This window comes from Methylobacterium sp. 4-46, assembly GCF_000019365.1.
GTDB lineage: Bacteria > Pseudomonadota > Alphaproteobacteria > Rhizobiales > Beijerinckiaceae > Methylobacterium.
Map to the genome: position 1 here is coordinate 3,066,959 of NC_010511.1, position 15,559 is coordinate 3,082,517.

Here is a 15,559-nt window from a genome sequence, read left to right on the forward strand (position 1 = left end):
GGAGGCCCGCCCGTAAACGGGCCGGGCCTGTCCGCGAGAACCCGATGACCGCCACCGACGACGCCCTTCAGCCGACGCGCTCGTTCCAGGGCCTGATCCTGACGCTGCAGCGCTTCTGGGCCGCGCAGGGCTGCGTAATCCTGCAGCCCTACGACATGGAGGTGGGCGCCGGCACCTTCCACCCGGCGACGACCCTGCGGGCGCTCGGGCCCCGGCCGTGGAAGGCCGCCTACGTGCAGCCCTCGCGCCGCCCGAAGGACGGGCGCTACGGCGAGAACCCGAACCGGCTCCAGCACTATTACCAGTTCCAGGTCATCCTGAAGCCGAATCCGCCCGACCTGCAGGACCTCTACCTCGCCTCGCTGCGGGTAATCGGGGTCGACCTCGCCCTCCACGACATACGCTTCGTCGAGGACGACTGGGAGAGCCCGACGCTGGGCGCCTGGGGCCTCGGTTGGGAATGCTGGTGCGACGGGATGGAGGTGAGCCAGTTCACTTACTTCCAGCAGGTCGCGGGCTTCGAATGCGCCCCGGTGGCGGGCGAGCTCACCTACGGGCTCGAGCGCCTCGCCATGTACGTCCAGGGCGTCGAGAACGTCTACGACCTCAACTTCAACGGCCTCGACGGGCCGGAGCGGGTCAGCTACGGCGACGTGTTCCTGCAGGCCGAGCAGGAATACTCGCGCCACAATTTCGAGGCGGCGGATACCGAGATGCTCTTCCGCCACTTCCGCGACGCGGAGGCGGCCTGCCGCCGCTACCTCGACTTCGGCGAGCCAGGCCCGGCGGCGAACGACGCCCGCCACCGGATGGCGCAGCCGGCCTACGACCAGTGCATCAAGGCGAGCCACGTCTTCAACCTGCTCGACGCGCGCGGGGTGATCTCGGTGACGGAGCGCCAGAGCTACATCCTGCGGGTGCGCGACCTCGCCAAGGCCTGCGGCGCGGCGTGGCTACGCACCCAGGCGGGGGGCGCGGCCGGCTGAGGCGCCCGAGGATCCTCTTCCGCGACGCCCCTCCCCAGCTCTCCGCCGTCCCGTCCGAGGCCCGCCCGCCTCCCCCGATCCCCGGTGCCCGATGCCCGACCTCCTGCTCGAACTCTTCTCCGAGGAAATCCCCGCCCGCATGCAGCGCAGGGCCGCCGAGGACCTGCGCAAGCTCGTCACCGACGCGCTGGTCGAGCGCGGCTTCCTTTACGAGGGCGCCAAGGCCTTCTCGACGCCCCGGCGCCTCGCCCTCCACGTCGCGGGGCTCCCCGTGCGCGGCCAGGACGTGCGCGAGGAGCGCAAGGGACCCCGCGTGGGCGCGCCCGAGGCCGCCGTGCAGGGCTTCCTCAAGAGCGCCGGGCTCGCGAGCCTCGACCAGGCCCGGGTCGTCGCCGACCCGAAGAAGGGCGAGTTCTACGTGGCGGTGATCGAGCGGCCCGGCCGCGAGACGCTCGACGTGCTGGCCGAGATCCTGCCCGCGATCATCCGCGCCTTCCCGTGGCCGAAATCCATGCGCTGGGGCGCGGCCTCGGCCGAGCCCGGCGCCCTGCGCTGGGTGCGCCCGCTCCACGCCATCGTGGCCACGTTCGGTCCCGAGACCGAGACGCCCGAGCGGGTGCCCTTCCGGGTCGACGGGATCGAGGCGGGTTTCACCACCTACGGCCACCGCTTCCTCAGCCCCGGCCCGATCGAGGTGCGCCGCTTCGCCGATTACCTGCCGGCGCTGGAGCGCGCCAAGGTCGTGCTCGACGCGGATCGCCGCAAGGACATCATCCTGCACGATGCCCGCGACCTCGCCTTCGCCCGCGGCCTCGACCTCGTCGAGGACGAGGGCCTGCTGGAGGAGGTGGCCGGCCTCGTCGAGTGGCCCGTGACCCTGATGGGCGCCTTCGACGCGAGCTTCCTCGACATCCCGCCCGAGGTGATCCGCGCCACGATCCGGGCGAACCAGAAGTGCTTCGTCCTGCGCGCGCCCGCGGCGGATCCGGCGGCCAAGGGCCGCGAGCGGCTCGCCAACGCCTTCATCCTGGTCTCGAACCTCGCCGCCTCGGACGGCGGGGCGGCGATCGTGGCGGGCAACGAGCGCGTGGTGCGGGCCCGGCTCTCGGACGCCAAGTTCTTCTGGGAGACCGACAGGAAGATCCCCCTGGCGGAGCGCCTGCCGAAGCTCGACGACATCGTCTTCCACGAGAAGCTCGGCACCCAGGCGGCGCGGGTCGGCCGCATCGCCGCCCTGGCCCGGGCCTTCGCCCCGGTGGTCGGGGCCGATCCGGCCGAGGCCGAGCGGGCGGCGCGCCTCGCCAAGGCCGACCTCGTCACCGAGATGGTCGGCGAGTTTCCCGAATTGCAGGGCCTGATGGGCCGCTACTACGCGGAGCTCCAGGGCGAGCCTGAGGCGGTGGCCGCCGCGATCGAGGAGCACTACAAGCCGCTCGGGCCCGGCGACCGGGTGCCGACCGGGCCGGTCTCGGTGGCGGTGGCGCTCGCCGACAAGCTCGACACCCTGGTGGGCTTCTGGTCCGTCGACGAGAAGCCGACCGGCAGCAAGGACCCCTACGCCCTGCGGCGGGCGGCGCTCGGCGTGATCCGCCTCGTGCTCGGCGCCGGGGCGCGCCTGCCCCTCCTCCCCGCCCTCGCGGCGGCGGCGGGCGGGCACGGGGCCGCGCCGGGCGGCTTCGCGGCGGACCTCCTCGGCTTCTTCGCCGACCGCCTCAAGGTCCACCTGCGCGACCAGGGCGCCCGCCACGACCTGATCGACGCGGTCTTCGCCCTGCCGGGCCAGGACGACCTGCTGCTGGTCGTCCGGCGGGTCGAGGCGCTCGGCCGCCTCCTCGACACCGAGGACGGCACCAACCTCCTGGCCGGCTACCGGCGCGCGGCCAACATCCTGCGCATCGAGGAGAAGAAGGACGGCCGCGCCCATGACGGCGCGCCCGACCCGGCGCGCTTCGCCCTGCCCGAGGAGACGGCGCTCGCCGAGGCCCTCGCGGCGGCGCGGGGCGCGGCCGAGCGGGCGGTGGCGGCGGAGGATTTCGAGGGCGCCATGCGGGCCCTCGCCGGCCTGCGCGCCCCGGTCGACGCCTTCTTCGACAAGGTCACGGTGAATGCCGAGGACCCGGCCATGCGGGAGAACCGCCTCGCGCTCCTCGGCGCCCTGCGGACCGCGACCCTGGCGGTGGCGGATTTCTCCCGCATCGAGGGGTGATCCGTTTTCCGCAAAGTCAGTTCCGGAAAACGTATGATACGGGATCCGCTTGATCGAAGCGGATCCCGTCTCACGCGCCTGAGCGGCGCCTGAGCGAAGCCCAAATCCGCCATCCCGGAGGGATCGAGCGGATTGGGTATGAGTTGCGCACCGGCTTCGCCGTCCCTCACGGATGAAACCTGAGCGTGTATAAGATCAGAGTCTCGCACGCCAGCATAGCGAGTTTCTATTTAGAGGCTGCCCGAGCAGCCGCATGCGGGCGGGCCGGCGGCACCCTCGGGCGGATCGGGCCGCGAGACGGCCGCTCGGGTCATCGTCCCCGCGCGGTTCCCGCCGCCGAGCCGAGGCCCCCTCGCATGCAGGTTCAGGGCACCGGGACGGGCGTCGTCGCGCAGGGGATCGGCAGCGGCACCCGCGCCCGCGGGGTCACGAATTCGGGGATGCCGAGCCGGTGGCCCTGCTCCGCCGCGAAGGTGGCGATCCGCCCGCGCCCGCACAGGGTTTCGAGCTGCGCGGCGTCCATCGCCTGCAGGTGGAGCCGCAGCGGGCGGTTCGAGAGGTCGGGCGCGTTGCGCACGAGGTCGGCCGCGAAGGCGAGCCTGTCGTCGTTGACGACGACGATGTCGGCCTCCGCGCGGGCGATCGCCGCGTCGGCCGCCACGTAGGGGGCCGCGAAAGCGTGCGCCACGCGCGCGTGCACCGGAAGCACCAGGGCGAGGCAGGCGAGGCAGGCAAGGCCCACGCTGCCGCGCGCCCGCGCGAGCGCGTCGGGCGCGAGGCCCCGCGTCGCCTCGATCCAGCCGGCGGCGGCGAGCAGGCAGGCGCTGCCGATCATCCCGTGCAGGTAGCGGTAGCCCCAGCCGTGGCCCTGGAAGGGCGAGAGAACCGCCATCGCCGCGCAGGTGAGCAGGAGGCCCGCCGCGAGCGGCCGCAGCACCCCGTCGCCCCGGCGCAGGGCCGGCCAGGCCAGGAGGCCGAGCGGCAGGACCAGGGGATTCTCCCAGATGAGGAAGCGCACGAGGTTCTTGACCATCTGGTCGCGCGCGAAGGGGCCGACCGTGCCGATCTGCTCGGCGGCGCGCGCCGCGAGGTAGCCGCCCCCCAGGCCGGCGCCGCCGTCCTGCTGCGCGAGCCCGGAGGCTGCCACGGCCAGCTTCCAGTACAGCACCCAGACTATTCCGATCAGGGCGTAGGCCGCGAGGTAGAAGCCGGCGAGGCGCCAGCGCCGGGCCGGCAGCAGGCCCGCCAGGAAGGGAAGCGCGAACAGGGGGTGGAAGACGATCTGGTGCAACCCGCAGGCCAGGAAGGCGACCACGGCGGCGCCCGCGTGGCCGAGCCGCCCGCCCCGCAGGAAGAGGCGCAGCCAGAGCAGGTTGAGGGTGAGGTGGGCGGTCATCGCGTAGGCGGTGGTCGCCGTCACCAGCACCTGCGGGGCGGTGGCCAGGAGCAGGCCCGCGAGGATCGCGGCGTCGGGTCTGGCCGGCCACAGGCGCCGGGCGACGGCGACGACGAGCCACGCCGCCGCCGCGGCCAGGATCGGTCCGGTCAGGGCTTCGAGGCCGAGGAGCCCGAAGCCCGCCCGAAGGGCCGCGTTGACCGGCAGGTAGGACGAGACCCAGCCCGCGTGCCCCGGGACGGGGAGCAGGAAGAAGGGCGCCAGGGCCGGGGCGTAGTCCCGCCACGCCTCCGGCAGCGGCGCGACGAGGTGCCCGCTCCCGATGATTCGCGCGTCGAAGACCGCCATCGCCTCGTCGTAGGAGAGCGGGTGGCCGCGATGGAGCAGGAGGGTGAGGCCGGCAGCCGCCGCCGCGACGCCCGCGGCGAGGACCGCGCCGCCCCGTCCGGGCCGGGCCGCCAGCCGATGCCAAGCGGCCGGCACTCCGGCGCGCGCCCGGAGCCCCGCGAGCGCCAAGAGGAGGCTCAGGGCGACGGCGCCCGAGGCCGCCCGGTCGGTGTTGAAGAACACCGTCACGAGGCTGCCCTCGGCGAGCAGCCCGAGGGGCAGCAGGAGCGCGACCGCTGCGACCGTGAGGAGCCCCGCCAGCAGGCCGAGTCGCAGGCCGCGGAGCGCGGGCGAGGGTCGACCGAGGGACCAGCCGTCGACGGACGGTGCTTGCGGGAGAGACATGACGCACCGCGGTGATCGGGCGTCGCCGCGGTGCGCCGACGCGGGAACGGCCGCGGCGACCCGCCGCGAGGCACGTGCCCAGTCTAGGCGGGCCTCGGTAAACGATTCCCGACCGCGCGCCGGCGGCGCGGCTCAGGCAGCGTTCGGGATGGCGTCCGGGATGGCGTCCGGCCGCGCCCGCCGCATCACGGCGAGGCCCCAGGACTGGAACAGGTAGTAGCCGTTCCACCGTGCCGCCTGCCGGGCCGCCGCCGAGACGAAGCCGCGGGGCGCATCGGCGACGTCGTCGATGACCGTCACGAACTGCCAGGCCGGCATCCGGATGAATGACGGAACGGGCATCCAGGCCGGCACTGCACAATAAAGCTCCCGCTTCTGTGCACTGCAAAACAGATTATATGAAGCCGCCTCGCTATTCATGCGCGTCATCCCTGGCCGCAAGTTTTCGTACTTTGGTCGAAGATGACGTGTCAAGCCCAATAGAGTGCGTTGCGCCGGACTTGCTGACGGAGGATGTCGGAGAGTTTGCGGTCGGTCCGGCCGGGCGGCGGACCGATGATCGGCTTTATTGGTCGGGTGCGGCCATATCGCGCGCGACCGGAGCGCGTGCCGGGGCGTTGCCCCGCCGGATCCCGCCAACCAGGAGATCGTCATGGATTCCGATACGTTCCGCGACCGGTCGGGCCGCACGCTCGACGACGCCGATCAATTGAGCAGCGTGATCCTGCTCGGTCTCGCGGTCGCGGGCGGTGCCGTGGCGGTGGCCGTCCTGACCTTCCTGGCCTGAGGCGCGCGCCGGCCCGGATTCGCGCCGATCGATTGTGCGCAGAAAAATTGCTCGCACGACGCGAACCCTCGCCTGGCTGGCGACTCGCCTGGCTGGCGACTTGGCCCGGCAGGTCGGCGGCCCACCGCCCCTCCCCTCACCTCAAGGAACACCATGATCAGGCTCGCCACGGCCGCGCTCGCGCTCGGCCTCCCCACCTGCGCCCTCGCCCAGATCGTCGAGACCCCGGTTCGGATCCCGGGCGGTGCCGTCCTGGTCGCCCCCGCCTCGCCGGACGTCACCGGCTCGCTCGGCGCGCCCGACAAGAGCGGCCCGGGTGCGGTGGAGGTCGTGCCCGGCCGGACCGGCGCGAGCACGCTGGAATCCGATTCCGCGGCGGGCGCGAACGCCGAGCAGACGACCCGTCCCGTTCCCCAGTACGGTCGGAACGGCGGCAACGGGTCCGGCGGCGGCGGCCAATAGCCGCCCGTCCTTCCGCGCATCGCCCCCTCCCCATGCTGAGCTGCAGACGCGGGCTGCCTCGCAGCCCGCTCGACGGTCACCCGTTCGGATCACCGTTCAGGATGCTTCGGGGCGCAGCTCTCGCTCGCCGCCCGTCATGAGGAAGGGGGGAGTGCCGGCACCGTCCGGCCTCATCGCCTGTTTCTTCTCGAGGGAGATCCGCGCCAGACCGGCCCGCGGCCCGAGACGACCCCTCGAATTCCGGCGGGGCGATCGCGCCGGACATCGCGGGATGTTCGCTTGCTCAGTCGAGGTGCTGGCGGGGGAACTCGGCGAGCGAGGCATCGATCGCGTCCGCCACGCTCAGGGCGGTCCCGATCACCAGGAGCGTCAGTCCTGCCGCGATGAGGCCGATCGCCTCGACCGGCCGCCACGCGCCGCGCCGGGTCCTCCGGCGGGCCTGTCCCGGACGGGCCGGGTGGGCGATGACACGGGACATGGGCGACCTCACCTCGCTCCCGGCCCGCTGCCGCCATGGCCCGGACCGGCTGGTATCAGCGTAGCGTTATGCCGTGGTGGTTAACGTCCGGTTTCACGCCAGCTCTCGGCAAGGTTTGTCCGCTCAGGCTGCCCGCTCGATGCTTCACGAACCGCGTCGCCCATCAGTTGAGAGCGGAGGTCGACCGTGGTCGTGCAGCGCATCCGGGCTGGGATAAAGGTCGGCGGGCGACGCGCCCGGATCTCCTGGCCGTTCGCGCCGCGAGACCGTGCGCGCGTGAACCCGCGGGCGGTTCCCGTATCCTGCGTTCACCCGAGGCCGGATGCGGCGGGCGAGAACGATGTTCCGTAGAGTTTGAGAGATGGATGCGGCGGGAAATCTGCGCGATATGCGCTACGCAGTCTGACCGTCTGTATCCGTCAGCTTCGCATGGTATCGCTCGTCCGACCGGGAGCGGTTTCGTAGGGGCAGGCGATATGAGTATTGCACGGACGGATCGCGCGCGCGGACCCTGTGCTGGCCGTTTTCGTCCGGATTTCGTGCGGTCAATCGGGCGTTCCGGCCCGCGGCACGACATCGTGTCCTTCGCTGTCTCGGCTTTCAACGCGATGGATCGCGACCTCTTCGGAACGCTGAGCGCCGCTTCCCGGGATTGGAATCGGAGCAACGGGCGACGCGTGGTTCGGCTGCTCGACGTGATCCTCGGACAGGTCGCCGAGCGGCAGCTCGACCGCGTCGCGGTGCTCAACCTGTCGGGCCTGAACGAGGGCAAGCCGGATCCCCTGCTGTTCGACCTCGTCGCCGAGCGAATCGGGCCGGGGCGCCTGTCCTGGACGGTGGTCGATCATCCGCTCTCGCAGACCTTCACGGAGCCGACGATCCGCGGCTGGCTCGACGCAAGGGGCATCGCGCGCCTGCCCCGCGATCTGCGGGATCCCGATTGCCGGTTGCCGGAGGGCGACGCCGACGTCGTGATCTGCACCGAGATCCTGGAGCACCTCGACTACACGGTGGCGATGCGGCTGCTGCGCGGCGCCTGCGGGGCCCTGAGGCCGGGCGGGCTGCTGGTGATCACCACGCCGAACGCCGTCTTCCTCGAGCATCGGATCCGGTTCGCCCTCGGCCAGTGGGATTTCCTGCACTTCATGGACGGGCCGGACGATGCCGAGCGCGGCCTGCTCGGCCACGTGATGTACTACGACGGCGCCCGGCTGGCCCGCATGCTGCGGCTGATCGGCTTCGTGGGCGTGACGCCCGGCACGTTCAACGTCGGGCACGGGCCGGGCGAATTCCGCAACATCCTGACGCGCATCGCCGCGCTCACGCTGCACGCGATGACGTGGCTGGTCCCGCATTCGGGCCAGGTCCTGATGGTGCGGGCGGAGAAGCCGCTCGACGCGTGACGCGCGGGCGGGAGCCGACCGCGGCGCGATCGGATCCCGCAGCGGGTCTCGGAGCCGCGCGGCGGGAGGTCGTGCGTCGCTCAGCCGATGCTGTAGGTGCGCTCGATCACCACGCCGCAGCTCTCCGCGAGGCTGAAGGCGAGTTCCCGCGTGAGCCCGAAGATCAGCGGACGATCCCCGCGCAGGAGGGTGTAGCTGCCGTCAGGTTTCACGGTGATGCGCACAGGCTCGGACATCGGCGTCTCCCTGAATCCGGCCAGCTCACCCAGCGGTGGCCGGCATCTTATCCAGCGCAGGCTAAGCTGATTCGCGTCCGGGAAGAAGACCTGCCGATTCGGGAAGAAGGCCCGCCGATTCGGGAAGACCTGCCGATTCGGGAGGAGGCCGAGGGGAGGCGCCGTGCCGTCCGCGTCCCGAACGGCGCGCCCTGGACGGGGGGGCGCCGCGACCCGATCTTCCGCGGGTCGGGCCGCGCGCCCGCCGGTGCGGGACCGGACGATGCCGACGGATGATCCTCGGGAGGATGCCGATCAGCGCGGGCGCGCGCTCCTCGCCCTCGCCCTCGTCGCCGCGCTGGTGCTCGGGAGCGTCTGGGTGTTCACGACCCTGCGGCGCGAGGCGCAGCGGGAGGATTGCCTCGCCGCGCACCGGCGCGATTGCGACCGGCTCGCGGATTCACCCTGACGCGGCGCTCAGCGGCCGGGATTCAACAGGCGCCGCACCTGATCGTAGAATTCCACGGTCTTGTCCTTCTCGACCGGACCCTTGTCGTCGTTCGACGCCACCGCCATGGTCTGGGCGTCGAGCCGCCCGTTGACGTTGACGCCGAACCTCGGATCCGTGTCCTGAAGGTGCTTCGCGATCATGCGCAACGCCGTTTCGATCACGCGGATCCTGATCTCGTCGTCCATGGCCTTGTCCGGGTGCGGGGCAGCGAAACGCGGGCGGATTTCGCACGGGCGAGAGAGTGGTCCGGGCGTATTAAGAAAGCGTTGACTCTCGGGCGCGCGGGCCGGTCGCGGCAGGCGCGCCCCGGCAGCCGGGCCGGAGCGGCCCGGGCCATGCCCGCGGCGCATGCCTGACCGTTGGCATCTGGCATACCAACGAAAATGGTGCGGTGCCATATATGGTGCATCGCACAACGCAGACCGAAAGCCTCCGATGATCGCCTTCGCCCTTCTCGGCCTCGTCGCCGCCCTCGCCGCCAACGCCTCGCTGGTCCTCGTCGCGGCGGACCGGCTGACGCCTCCGGCGGATCGCACCCCGCTGGTCGCCGGGAACGAGAACGACCTGCTGGCGGCGAAGCTCGCGGCCTGACCGGCCGCCTCCCCGGACAGGATCGCCCCCGCGCGGCTGGAGCTGCGCGGGGTTTTTCGCGCGCGGTCCGGGCGGCTCAGTTGCGCGCCGCCCGCATCCGGTGACGCTGGATGCCGATCACGCGGCGATCCCGGTCCCATAATTCGATGTCGAACGGCACGTCGAGGCCGCGCGCCTTCAGCAGCGCCTCGACGTCGTCCTCCGCGTCGATGCGTTCGACTCCGACGATGTGGTCCTGTCCGTCGATGAGGTAGGCGCGATAGCTCAGTCCCGCGAGCGATTCCGCCTCGCGCGGGCGCGGACGATTGCAGCGGCAAGTCATTGGTACCCCGCCTCGTTCGGGCGGGAGATTCTGGTCTCCCCGAGAGGCAGGTTTTACTTACTTTGAAGCGCTGTCAAGTGGTAATCGGCGTTATCTCGAAAGAGTAATCCGGTATATCAGCGCCCCGCCGGTCCACTCGGCCGATCCCGGCGGGTGCGGATGGTGGGTCGAGGGTGGCCGGAGCCGGACGTCAAGGAATCGCGGCCTCGGTACTCTTTCGGCTTCGCCCGCCGCCGCAAACCGGGTAGGTGTCAGGCCGTCCGCGCGCGCCGGACCTCGCCGCCGGCGCGCGACGAGTCCTGCCGACGCCGGGTGCGCCGCTGATGACATCCGATCGATGATCAGTTCATCCGATTTCGTGACCCGGTTGCTCGAGGCCAAGCAGTGGATGCTCGATCTCGCGGCGCCCGCCATTCAGGCCGTGCGGACGCTCGATCGCGACACCTGGCTCCTGGGCGGCGTGGCGGCCGGCCTGCTGGTCCTGGCGCTCCTCCTTCGCGTCCTGGCCCGGCGCGACCGCACCGCCCGGGACCTGGTCGAGGCGACGCAGCGCGCGGTCGCCCTCCAGGCGGCCGGGATGGAGCTGCAGCGGGAGGCGAGCGAGCGTCAGCTGCGGGCCTATGTGGGGGTGACCTTCGCGTCCTTCCAGCGCTTCGCGCCGGGCCAGGACCTCGTCGTTCAGATCGAGCTGCGCAATCACGGGCTGACGCCGGCCCTCGACCTCGTGGCGAATTTCACGCTCGCGGTCGAGCCCTTCCCGGCGGCGAGCCTGCCGAGCGTGACCGCGGCGGCGGACCGCCTCCCCTGCATCGTGGGTGCGCGCGAGACGCGCCTGGTGACCCGGCGGGTCAACCTCCAGGCGGCGCCCGGCGTGGCGGAGCGCCTGCTGAGTTCGGAACTCGGCCTCTACCTGGTCGGTCAGGTGACCTACCGCGACGTGTTCGGCCGCGAGCACCTCACCAGCGCGACCCTGGTCGCGAGTGGGGACCGGATCCGCGGCCGCGAGCCCTTCGTCCTGTGCGAGGGCGGCAATGCCGTGACCTGAAGCGGGCCGCAGGTCGACCGCCGCGGCGGCGGCCCGCTTCCGACCCTGGGCTCAGCGGCAGACGCGATCGAGCTTGAAGCCCCCGGGTCCGCTGAACCCGGCGAAGCGGCAGCCGCCGAAGGTGCCCTCGAAGCCGTAATCGTTCTTCCCGGTCTTCCAGGTGGCGCCGCGGCCGCCGTTCCAGCTCGCGGTCCGGTAGCCGGCGGGCCGCTCCGCCCGCCGCGGGGCCTCGACGAGGTCGCGGTCCGCGACGCGGCCGCGGCGCGGCGCGGCGACGGGCTCGGGGGCCGGGGCGGGCTCCTCCACGGCGGCGACCGGCCTGGCCTGCGGCGCGGATTGCGGGGCCGGCGGGGCGGCGACGTAGGCCTGGTTCTGCCCCTCCGCCCGCGGCAGGTCGATCACGCGCGGCGCGGGCCGGGTGCCCTGAAAGCGCTCGTCGGCGTCGGTCTGCGTCGTGGGTGCCAGGGTCTTCACCTCGGCGTAGCGTTTCGGCGCGGGGCGCGCCGGAGCCTCGGCCACGGCCGGCCCGGGCTGGGCGGCGGGCAGCGCGCTCGGCGGGCTCATGGTGAGGTTCGCGTGGGCGACGGTGCCGAGCCCGACGGTGAGGATCGCGGCCGTGGCAAGCGACTTGCTGATCATGGTGAACTCCCGTGCGGCGGCCCGGGCAGGGCGCGCCCCGATGGTGTCTGATGCCACCCGTCGGGCTCGTTCCTCCTCGCCCTCCAGGACGCGAACACCTTCGCACCGCTCGCGCCGGCGCGCCGTGCCGGGGCGCACGCGCGCCGCGCGGTCCGCGGCCGGCGCCGTGCACGTCCGGATCCGAGAACGCCCGCCATCCCGGGCCGCCTCGCCCGACGCGACGGCTCATCCGAACCGGAACACATCCGAGTCGCCGGATTTCACCGCGCCGAGCGGTCCGCCTCCTGCGACGAATTCAGGGTGATGTCCGCTTCGACGCTGCGCCAGCCGACCCAAGTCGTTGACCGTCCAGGACGCGGTCGCCGCAGCCGCTCCGCATTCCACCCGATGCGATGCAGGCGATCCGCGCCATGCCGCCGCGACGCCGGAGGAGGCTCATACGCCATCCGGTTGATGGCTTCGCCATCTCCCCTTTCGGCAATGCGGATGTCGGCTTCACTCAGGCACCGCGCGGGCTTGGGATACGGGATCCGCTTCGATCAAGCGGATCCCGGATCACTTGATCTTTGTTCGCCACCTCGACTTCGGCGCACAGCGTCGCGCCGTCGTGCCCGTCCCGTATGCGCGGCAGCGGGGAGCGTCGCGGCTCCCGAGGCGCCGGCCCCGGAATCGTTCGTGCCGGCCCTCGCCGCCCGGCCCGCTGCGCGCGCCCGGCCAAGCCGTCGATGGTGGACGGGACCCACTGTCCATTGACAGTCCAACCGGGCCACCTCCTGGCGGCTGATCACCCTTGGGGCTGATCGCCCCGGCGCCGAACCGTTCGAGCGTGGCGGCCCCCGGCGCCGGGGGCAACCAGACTTCGACGTGACTCGGCACGATAGCGAGGCCATCGGCGCCCTGTACCGGGACCTCGCTGACATGGCGCCGCTGGATCCTCGTGAGGCGCAGGCCACTCGTCGGGAGCCAACCGGTCAGACGTGGCGACCGGGCGGAAGCAGCAGGACGTCCTGCGGGCGCATGAAGGACGGGCGGTCCCTGATCTCCGTGAAACTCAACCGCGTTCCGAGCGGCCGCAGCACGCTCTGCCGATGCAACCCGACTGCCAGGAATCGATAGTCGGGCGGCAACACGGCACGGACCCTCTCATAGAAATCGACCCCCTTGCGTTCGTAATAATTCGGTTCGACTTCCATCAGAATGACGGGGCGGTTCCGGGCGATTGTCTCATTTCCACCGGCGAGCACCTCGTCTTCATGGCCTTCCGTATCGATTTTTATGACGCTGATCGGCAAAGCGATCTCGTGCGCGACATAGTCGTCGAGCCGCATCGTCACGATCCTGGTTGTTTCAAATAAATTATCCTCAGTGCTAATGACGATCGCGGCGTTGCCGGTGCGCGATCCGTTCTGGAAATCCTCGCGCAGCGAGATTTCGACCGTTCCCGGCTTCGAGGAGAGCGCAGCCGGGATGATTGTCACGGTCTCATCGAGCGCGTTTATCAGGATGTTTTCCTGCAGGCGGTCGCGGTTCCCTGGGACTGGCTCGAAGGCAAAGACCCGCCCGAAGCGCCGCTGGTCTCGAACGAAGATGCCGAGCGGGACTGTAAAGAAGCCAACATTGGCTCCAATGTCGAGCACCGCCGTCCCCGGCTCGATGAACCTCCTCAGAAGCTCTATTTTCTGCTGGTCGTAGGTGCGCAGATAGAACGGGCCCCGCTCTGTCGTCGAGCGCCGATCAACGAGCATGCGGTGCCCGGCACTCATCGTCACTTGCCGAACAGGGTCTCTTCCCAGAATTTGCTCGGTCGCGTTCAGGGCATCAGCAAGACGACGTGCTCCACGGACGTTCGGAAGGTGAAGCGGCATTGGATGCTCCCCACTGAGACCGAGGCTCAGCGAGTAAAATCTACATAAATTATGTAGTCAATTGCCGATTTAAACTCGTACCTACGAATGGCGATTGCAATCTCAGCGCAACTTGATTTCCCGCGAGTTATAAGGGCCCAAGTCGAACGCTTTCCGCTCAGCGGTGGGGCGCCGGTCGACGAGCATGCAGTGGCCGGCGCTGGTCGTTATCGTGCGGGCCGCCAGCGGGATCTGTGCCTCGCGGCAGGGCTCCGATCGGCTCGCCCGCCTCGCCGAGAAGGACGGGGCCGACACGCCCCTCGAGCGCGTGCTGGAGGGCGTCGCCCACGACTGCCCCTATCCGCCGCCCGACAGGGTGCGTGGGAACGCGTACGTGGCCCGCCGTCACGCCGGCTTCCCCGACCTGACCGGGCCGCCGAAGCCGCCCGTTCTGCCGCCGGCGCGCTGGGTGGGCCCTGGGCACGTCCGTCAATGAGACCGCGTTTCGGGGTCGAGTTGGAGCGGCCACCGGTCAGGCGGCCTGCGGCGGAAGAGTGATCGCCTCCTCGATCAACGCCGGGGTGAGCCCGGCCATGCCCTCGACCTGCACGTAGCGGTGCTGCAGCGGCCACTCGTCGTTGGCTTCCGGCAGAAGCGCGCCGATCGGGCGCCTGATCACCCGCCCCGTTGCGGAAGATGCCGGCCACCTCGGTGCGCCGCTTGGTCTCGCCGTTGAGGCGCTTCAGCGGGTTCGTGCTGCGGAGCTTGGCCCGATATTGGGCCGGGAAGCCCATGGAGGCCGGCACGTCCGGTTCGGCGGCGTCCATCAGGGCGGCGCGTTTCGGCACTCGAACAGGAGCACCGCCCAAAGCCCGCAACCGGCACCCTGGTCAGCCAAGCCCACTCACCGTCCACATAAAGAGCCGGGGCAATCCCACCAGAGCGGGCGTGGACGCACGAGCATGAAGTCTGGCGGCCCGGTCATTCGCTTGGCCGGTCGGCGGCAGTAGTGGTGATCCCCGCAAGGCCGACGCATCGGCGGACGGCCGGAGCGAAGAAGACCACGCAGGAAGACGAGGGCATGCCATGAGCACCGTCATCGATTGCCGCCCGACCGCGGCCGCGCCGGATCTCGCGGCCATCAAGGCCAGGCAGCAGCTGGCTTGGTCGTCAGGAGACTACGCCGTCGTCGGCACGACGCTTCAGATCGTCGGCGAGCAACTCGCGGAGGCGATGGACCTGCGCGCGGGGCAGGACGTGCTGGATGTCGCCGCCGGTAACGGCAACTTCACGCTTGCAGCCGCCCGCCGCTGGTGCAACGTGACCTCCACGGACTATGTCGAGCCCCTCCTGGAGCGCGGGCGGCTGCGGGCCGAGGCCGAGGGCGTGGCCGTCACATTCCGCAAGGCCGATGCCGAGAACCTTCCGTTCGCAGACCGGTCCTTCGACGCGGTCGCTTCCACCTTCGGCGCGATGTTCAGTCCCGACCAGGGCCGCACCGCGGGCGAGATGCTCCGCGTCTGTCGGCCCGGGGGGCGTATCGGCTTAGCCAACTGGACACCGGACGGCTTCATAGGCCAGATGTTCAAGATCATCGGCAAACACCTCCCACCACCGCCAGGCCTCAAGTCCCCAGCCCTGTGGGGAACGCCGGAGTGGATTGACACGAGCTTTGCTGCCGAGGCGTCCTCGCTCATCGCGCAGTCCCGGCACTTCACCTTCCGTTACCGCTCAGTACAGCACTTCCTCGGCACCTTCCGCACCTTTTACGGCCCGATGCTGAAGGCTTTCGAGGCGCTCGGGGCTACCGCCAGGATAGCGCTGGCGCAGGATCTCACCGGCCTGATCGGGCACTTCAACAAGTCTGGTGACGCGACCGTGGTCGTGCCGAGCGAATACCTGGAAGTCGTCGTGACACGACGGTGAGGATGCGGCAGGCCAC

The 15,559-nt window shown here is 70.9% G+C and carries 18 protein-coding genes and 1 pseudogene; 10 read left to right on the plus strand and 9 right to left on the minus strand.

Going from position 1 to position 15,559, the window contains the following annotated elements:
* The first annotated feature begins 44 nt into the window (after nt 1-44).
* Together M446_RS13210 and glyS are read left to right on the plus strand one after the other, a co-directional pair.
* The gene (locus M446_RS13210; RefSeq protein ID WP_012332602.1) at nt 45-986 is read left to right on the plus strand and encodes a glycine--tRNA ligase subunit alpha; all 942 of its coding nucleotides are present in this window, start codon (nt 45-47) and stop codon (nt 984-986) included.
* Between the two features lie 91 nt (nt 987-1,077).
* Complete coding sequence (gene glyS, locus M446_RS13215; RefSeq protein WP_012332603.1) at nt 1,078-3,192, plus strand: glycine--tRNA ligase subunit beta; 2,115 nt, start codon at nt 1,078-1,080, stop codon at nt 3,190-3,192.
* A 364-nt stretch (nt 3,193-3,556) separates the two neighbouring features.
* Here glyS and M446_RS13220 read toward each other — a convergent pair whose 3' ends face one another.
* Nucleotides 3,557-5,320 (minus strand): hypothetical protein, encoded by a 1,764-nt coding sequence (locus M446_RS13220; RefSeq protein ID WP_012332604.1) that lies wholly within the window; start codon nt 5,318-5,320, stop codon nt 3,557-3,559.
* A gap of 132 nt (nt 5,321-5,452) precedes the next feature.
* On the minus strand, nt 5,453-5,662 hold the full coding sequence (locus M446_RS38560; RefSeq protein WP_198293010.1) for a hypothetical protein: 210 nt from the start codon (nt 5,660-5,662) through the stop codon (nt 5,453-5,455).
* Between the two features lie 310 nt (nt 5,663-5,972).
* On the opposite strand from M446_RS38560, the gene M446_RS38890 reads away from it, so the two are divergent.
* Both M446_RS38890 and M446_RS13230 read left to right on the plus strand, forming a co-directional pair.
* Nucleotides 5,973-6,107 carry a hypothetical protein gene (locus M446_RS38890; RefSeq protein ID WP_012332606.1) on the plus strand — a complete coding sequence of 45 codons (135 nt, stop codon included), beginning with the start codon at nt 5,973-5,975 and terminating at the stop codon, nt 6,105-6,107.
* A 153-nt stretch (nt 6,108-6,260) separates the two neighbouring features.
* Complete coding sequence (locus tag M446_RS13230; protein ID WP_012332607.1) at nt 6,261-6,569, plus strand: hypothetical protein; 309 nt, start codon at nt 6,261-6,263, stop codon at nt 6,567-6,569.
* 283 nt (nt 6,570-6,852) lie between these two features.
* On the opposite strand, the gene M446_RS13235 is transcribed toward M446_RS13230, so the two are convergent.
* Nucleotides 6,853-7,047, minus strand: coding sequence for a hypothetical protein (locus M446_RS13235; protein ID WP_012332608.1), 195 nt, complete (start codon nt 7,045-7,047; stop codon nt 6,853-6,855).
* Nucleotides 7,048-7,724: 677 nt separating this feature from the next.
* Here M446_RS13235 and M446_RS13240 point away from each other — a divergent pair.
* Entirely contained in the window at nt 7,725-8,450 is a 726-nt protein-coding gene (locus tag M446_RS13240; RefSeq protein WP_265576604.1) for a class I SAM-dependent methyltransferase, read from the plus strand.
* Nucleotides 8,451-8,530: 80 nt separating this feature from the next.
* On the opposite strand, the gene M446_RS38125 is transcribed toward M446_RS13240, so the two are convergent.
* Nucleotides 8,531-8,686, minus strand: coding sequence for a hypothetical protein (locus tag M446_RS38125; RefSeq protein WP_012332610.1), 156 nt, complete (start codon nt 8,684-8,686; stop codon nt 8,531-8,533).
* A gap of 262 nt (nt 8,687-8,948) precedes the next feature.
* Here M446_RS38125 and M446_RS13245 point away from each other — a divergent pair, with 262 nt between their 5' ends.
* On the plus strand, nt 8,949-9,134 hold the full coding sequence (locus tag M446_RS13245; RefSeq protein WP_012332611.1) for a hypothetical protein: 186 nt from the start codon (nt 8,949-8,951) through the stop codon (nt 9,132-9,134).
* 8 nt (nt 9,135-9,142) lie between these two features.
* On the opposite strand, the gene M446_RS13250 is transcribed toward M446_RS13245, so the two are convergent.
* Entirely contained in the window at nt 9,143-9,361 is a 219-nt protein-coding gene (locus tag M446_RS13250; protein WP_012332612.1) for a hypothetical protein, read from the minus strand.
* Nucleotides 9,362-9,611: 250 nt separating this feature from the next.
* On the opposite strand from M446_RS13250, the gene M446_RS38130 reads away from it, so the two are divergent.
* Nucleotides 9,612-9,767, plus strand: coding sequence for a hypothetical protein (locus M446_RS38130; protein ID WP_012332613.1), 156 nt, complete (start codon nt 9,612-9,614; stop codon nt 9,765-9,767).
* 76 nt (nt 9,768-9,843) lie between these two features.
* Here the strand turns inward: M446_RS38130 and M446_RS13255 are convergent, their stop codons facing one another.
* Nucleotides 9,844-10,089: a hypothetical protein gene (locus tag M446_RS13255; RefSeq protein WP_012332614.1), complete on the minus strand. Its 246-nt coding sequence runs from the start codon at nt 10,087-10,089 to the stop codon at nt 9,844-9,846.
* 337 nt (nt 10,090-10,426) lie between these two features.
* Between M446_RS13255 and M446_RS13260 the strand changes: the two genes are divergently transcribed.
* On the plus strand, nt 10,427-11,134 hold the full coding sequence (locus M446_RS13260; RefSeq protein WP_012332615.1) for a hypothetical protein: 708 nt from the start codon (nt 10,427-10,429) through the stop codon (nt 11,132-11,134).
* Nucleotides 11,135-11,185: 51 nt separating this feature from the next.
* Here M446_RS13260 and M446_RS13265 read toward each other — a convergent pair whose 3' ends face one another.
* Both M446_RS13265 and M446_RS13270 read right to left on the minus strand, forming a co-directional pair.
* Nucleotides 11,186-11,773, minus strand: coding sequence for a hypothetical protein (locus M446_RS13265; protein WP_012332616.1), 588 nt, complete (start codon nt 11,771-11,773; stop codon nt 11,186-11,188).
* 971 nt (nt 11,774-12,744) lie between these two features.
* A complete protein-coding gene (locus tag M446_RS13270; protein ID WP_265576605.1) occupies nt 12,745-13,638 on the minus strand; it encodes an FkbM family methyltransferase in 894 nt (297 codons plus the stop codon).
* A gap of 211 nt (nt 13,639-13,849) precedes the next feature.
* Here M446_RS13270 and M446_RS13275 point away from each other — a divergent pair, with 211 nt between their 5' ends.
* Nucleotides 13,850-14,113, plus strand: coding sequence for a hypothetical protein (locus tag M446_RS13275; protein ID WP_265576606.1), 264 nt, complete (start codon nt 13,850-13,852; stop codon nt 14,111-14,113).
* Between the two features lie 36 nt (nt 14,114-14,149).
* On the opposite strand, the pseudogene M446_RS37115 reads toward M446_RS13275, so the two are convergent.
* Nucleotides 14,150-14,468 (minus strand): annotated as a pseudogene (locus M446_RS37115) (transposase); the annotation flags it as partial.
* Between the two features lie 235 nt (nt 14,469-14,703).
* On the opposite strand from M446_RS37115, the gene M446_RS13280 reads away from it, so the two are divergent.
* Entirely contained in the window at nt 14,704-15,543 is an 840-nt protein-coding gene (locus tag M446_RS13280) for a class I SAM-dependent methyltransferase (RefSeq protein ID WP_012332619.1), read from the plus strand.
* The last annotated feature ends 16 nt before the right edge of the window (nt 15,544-15,559 follow it).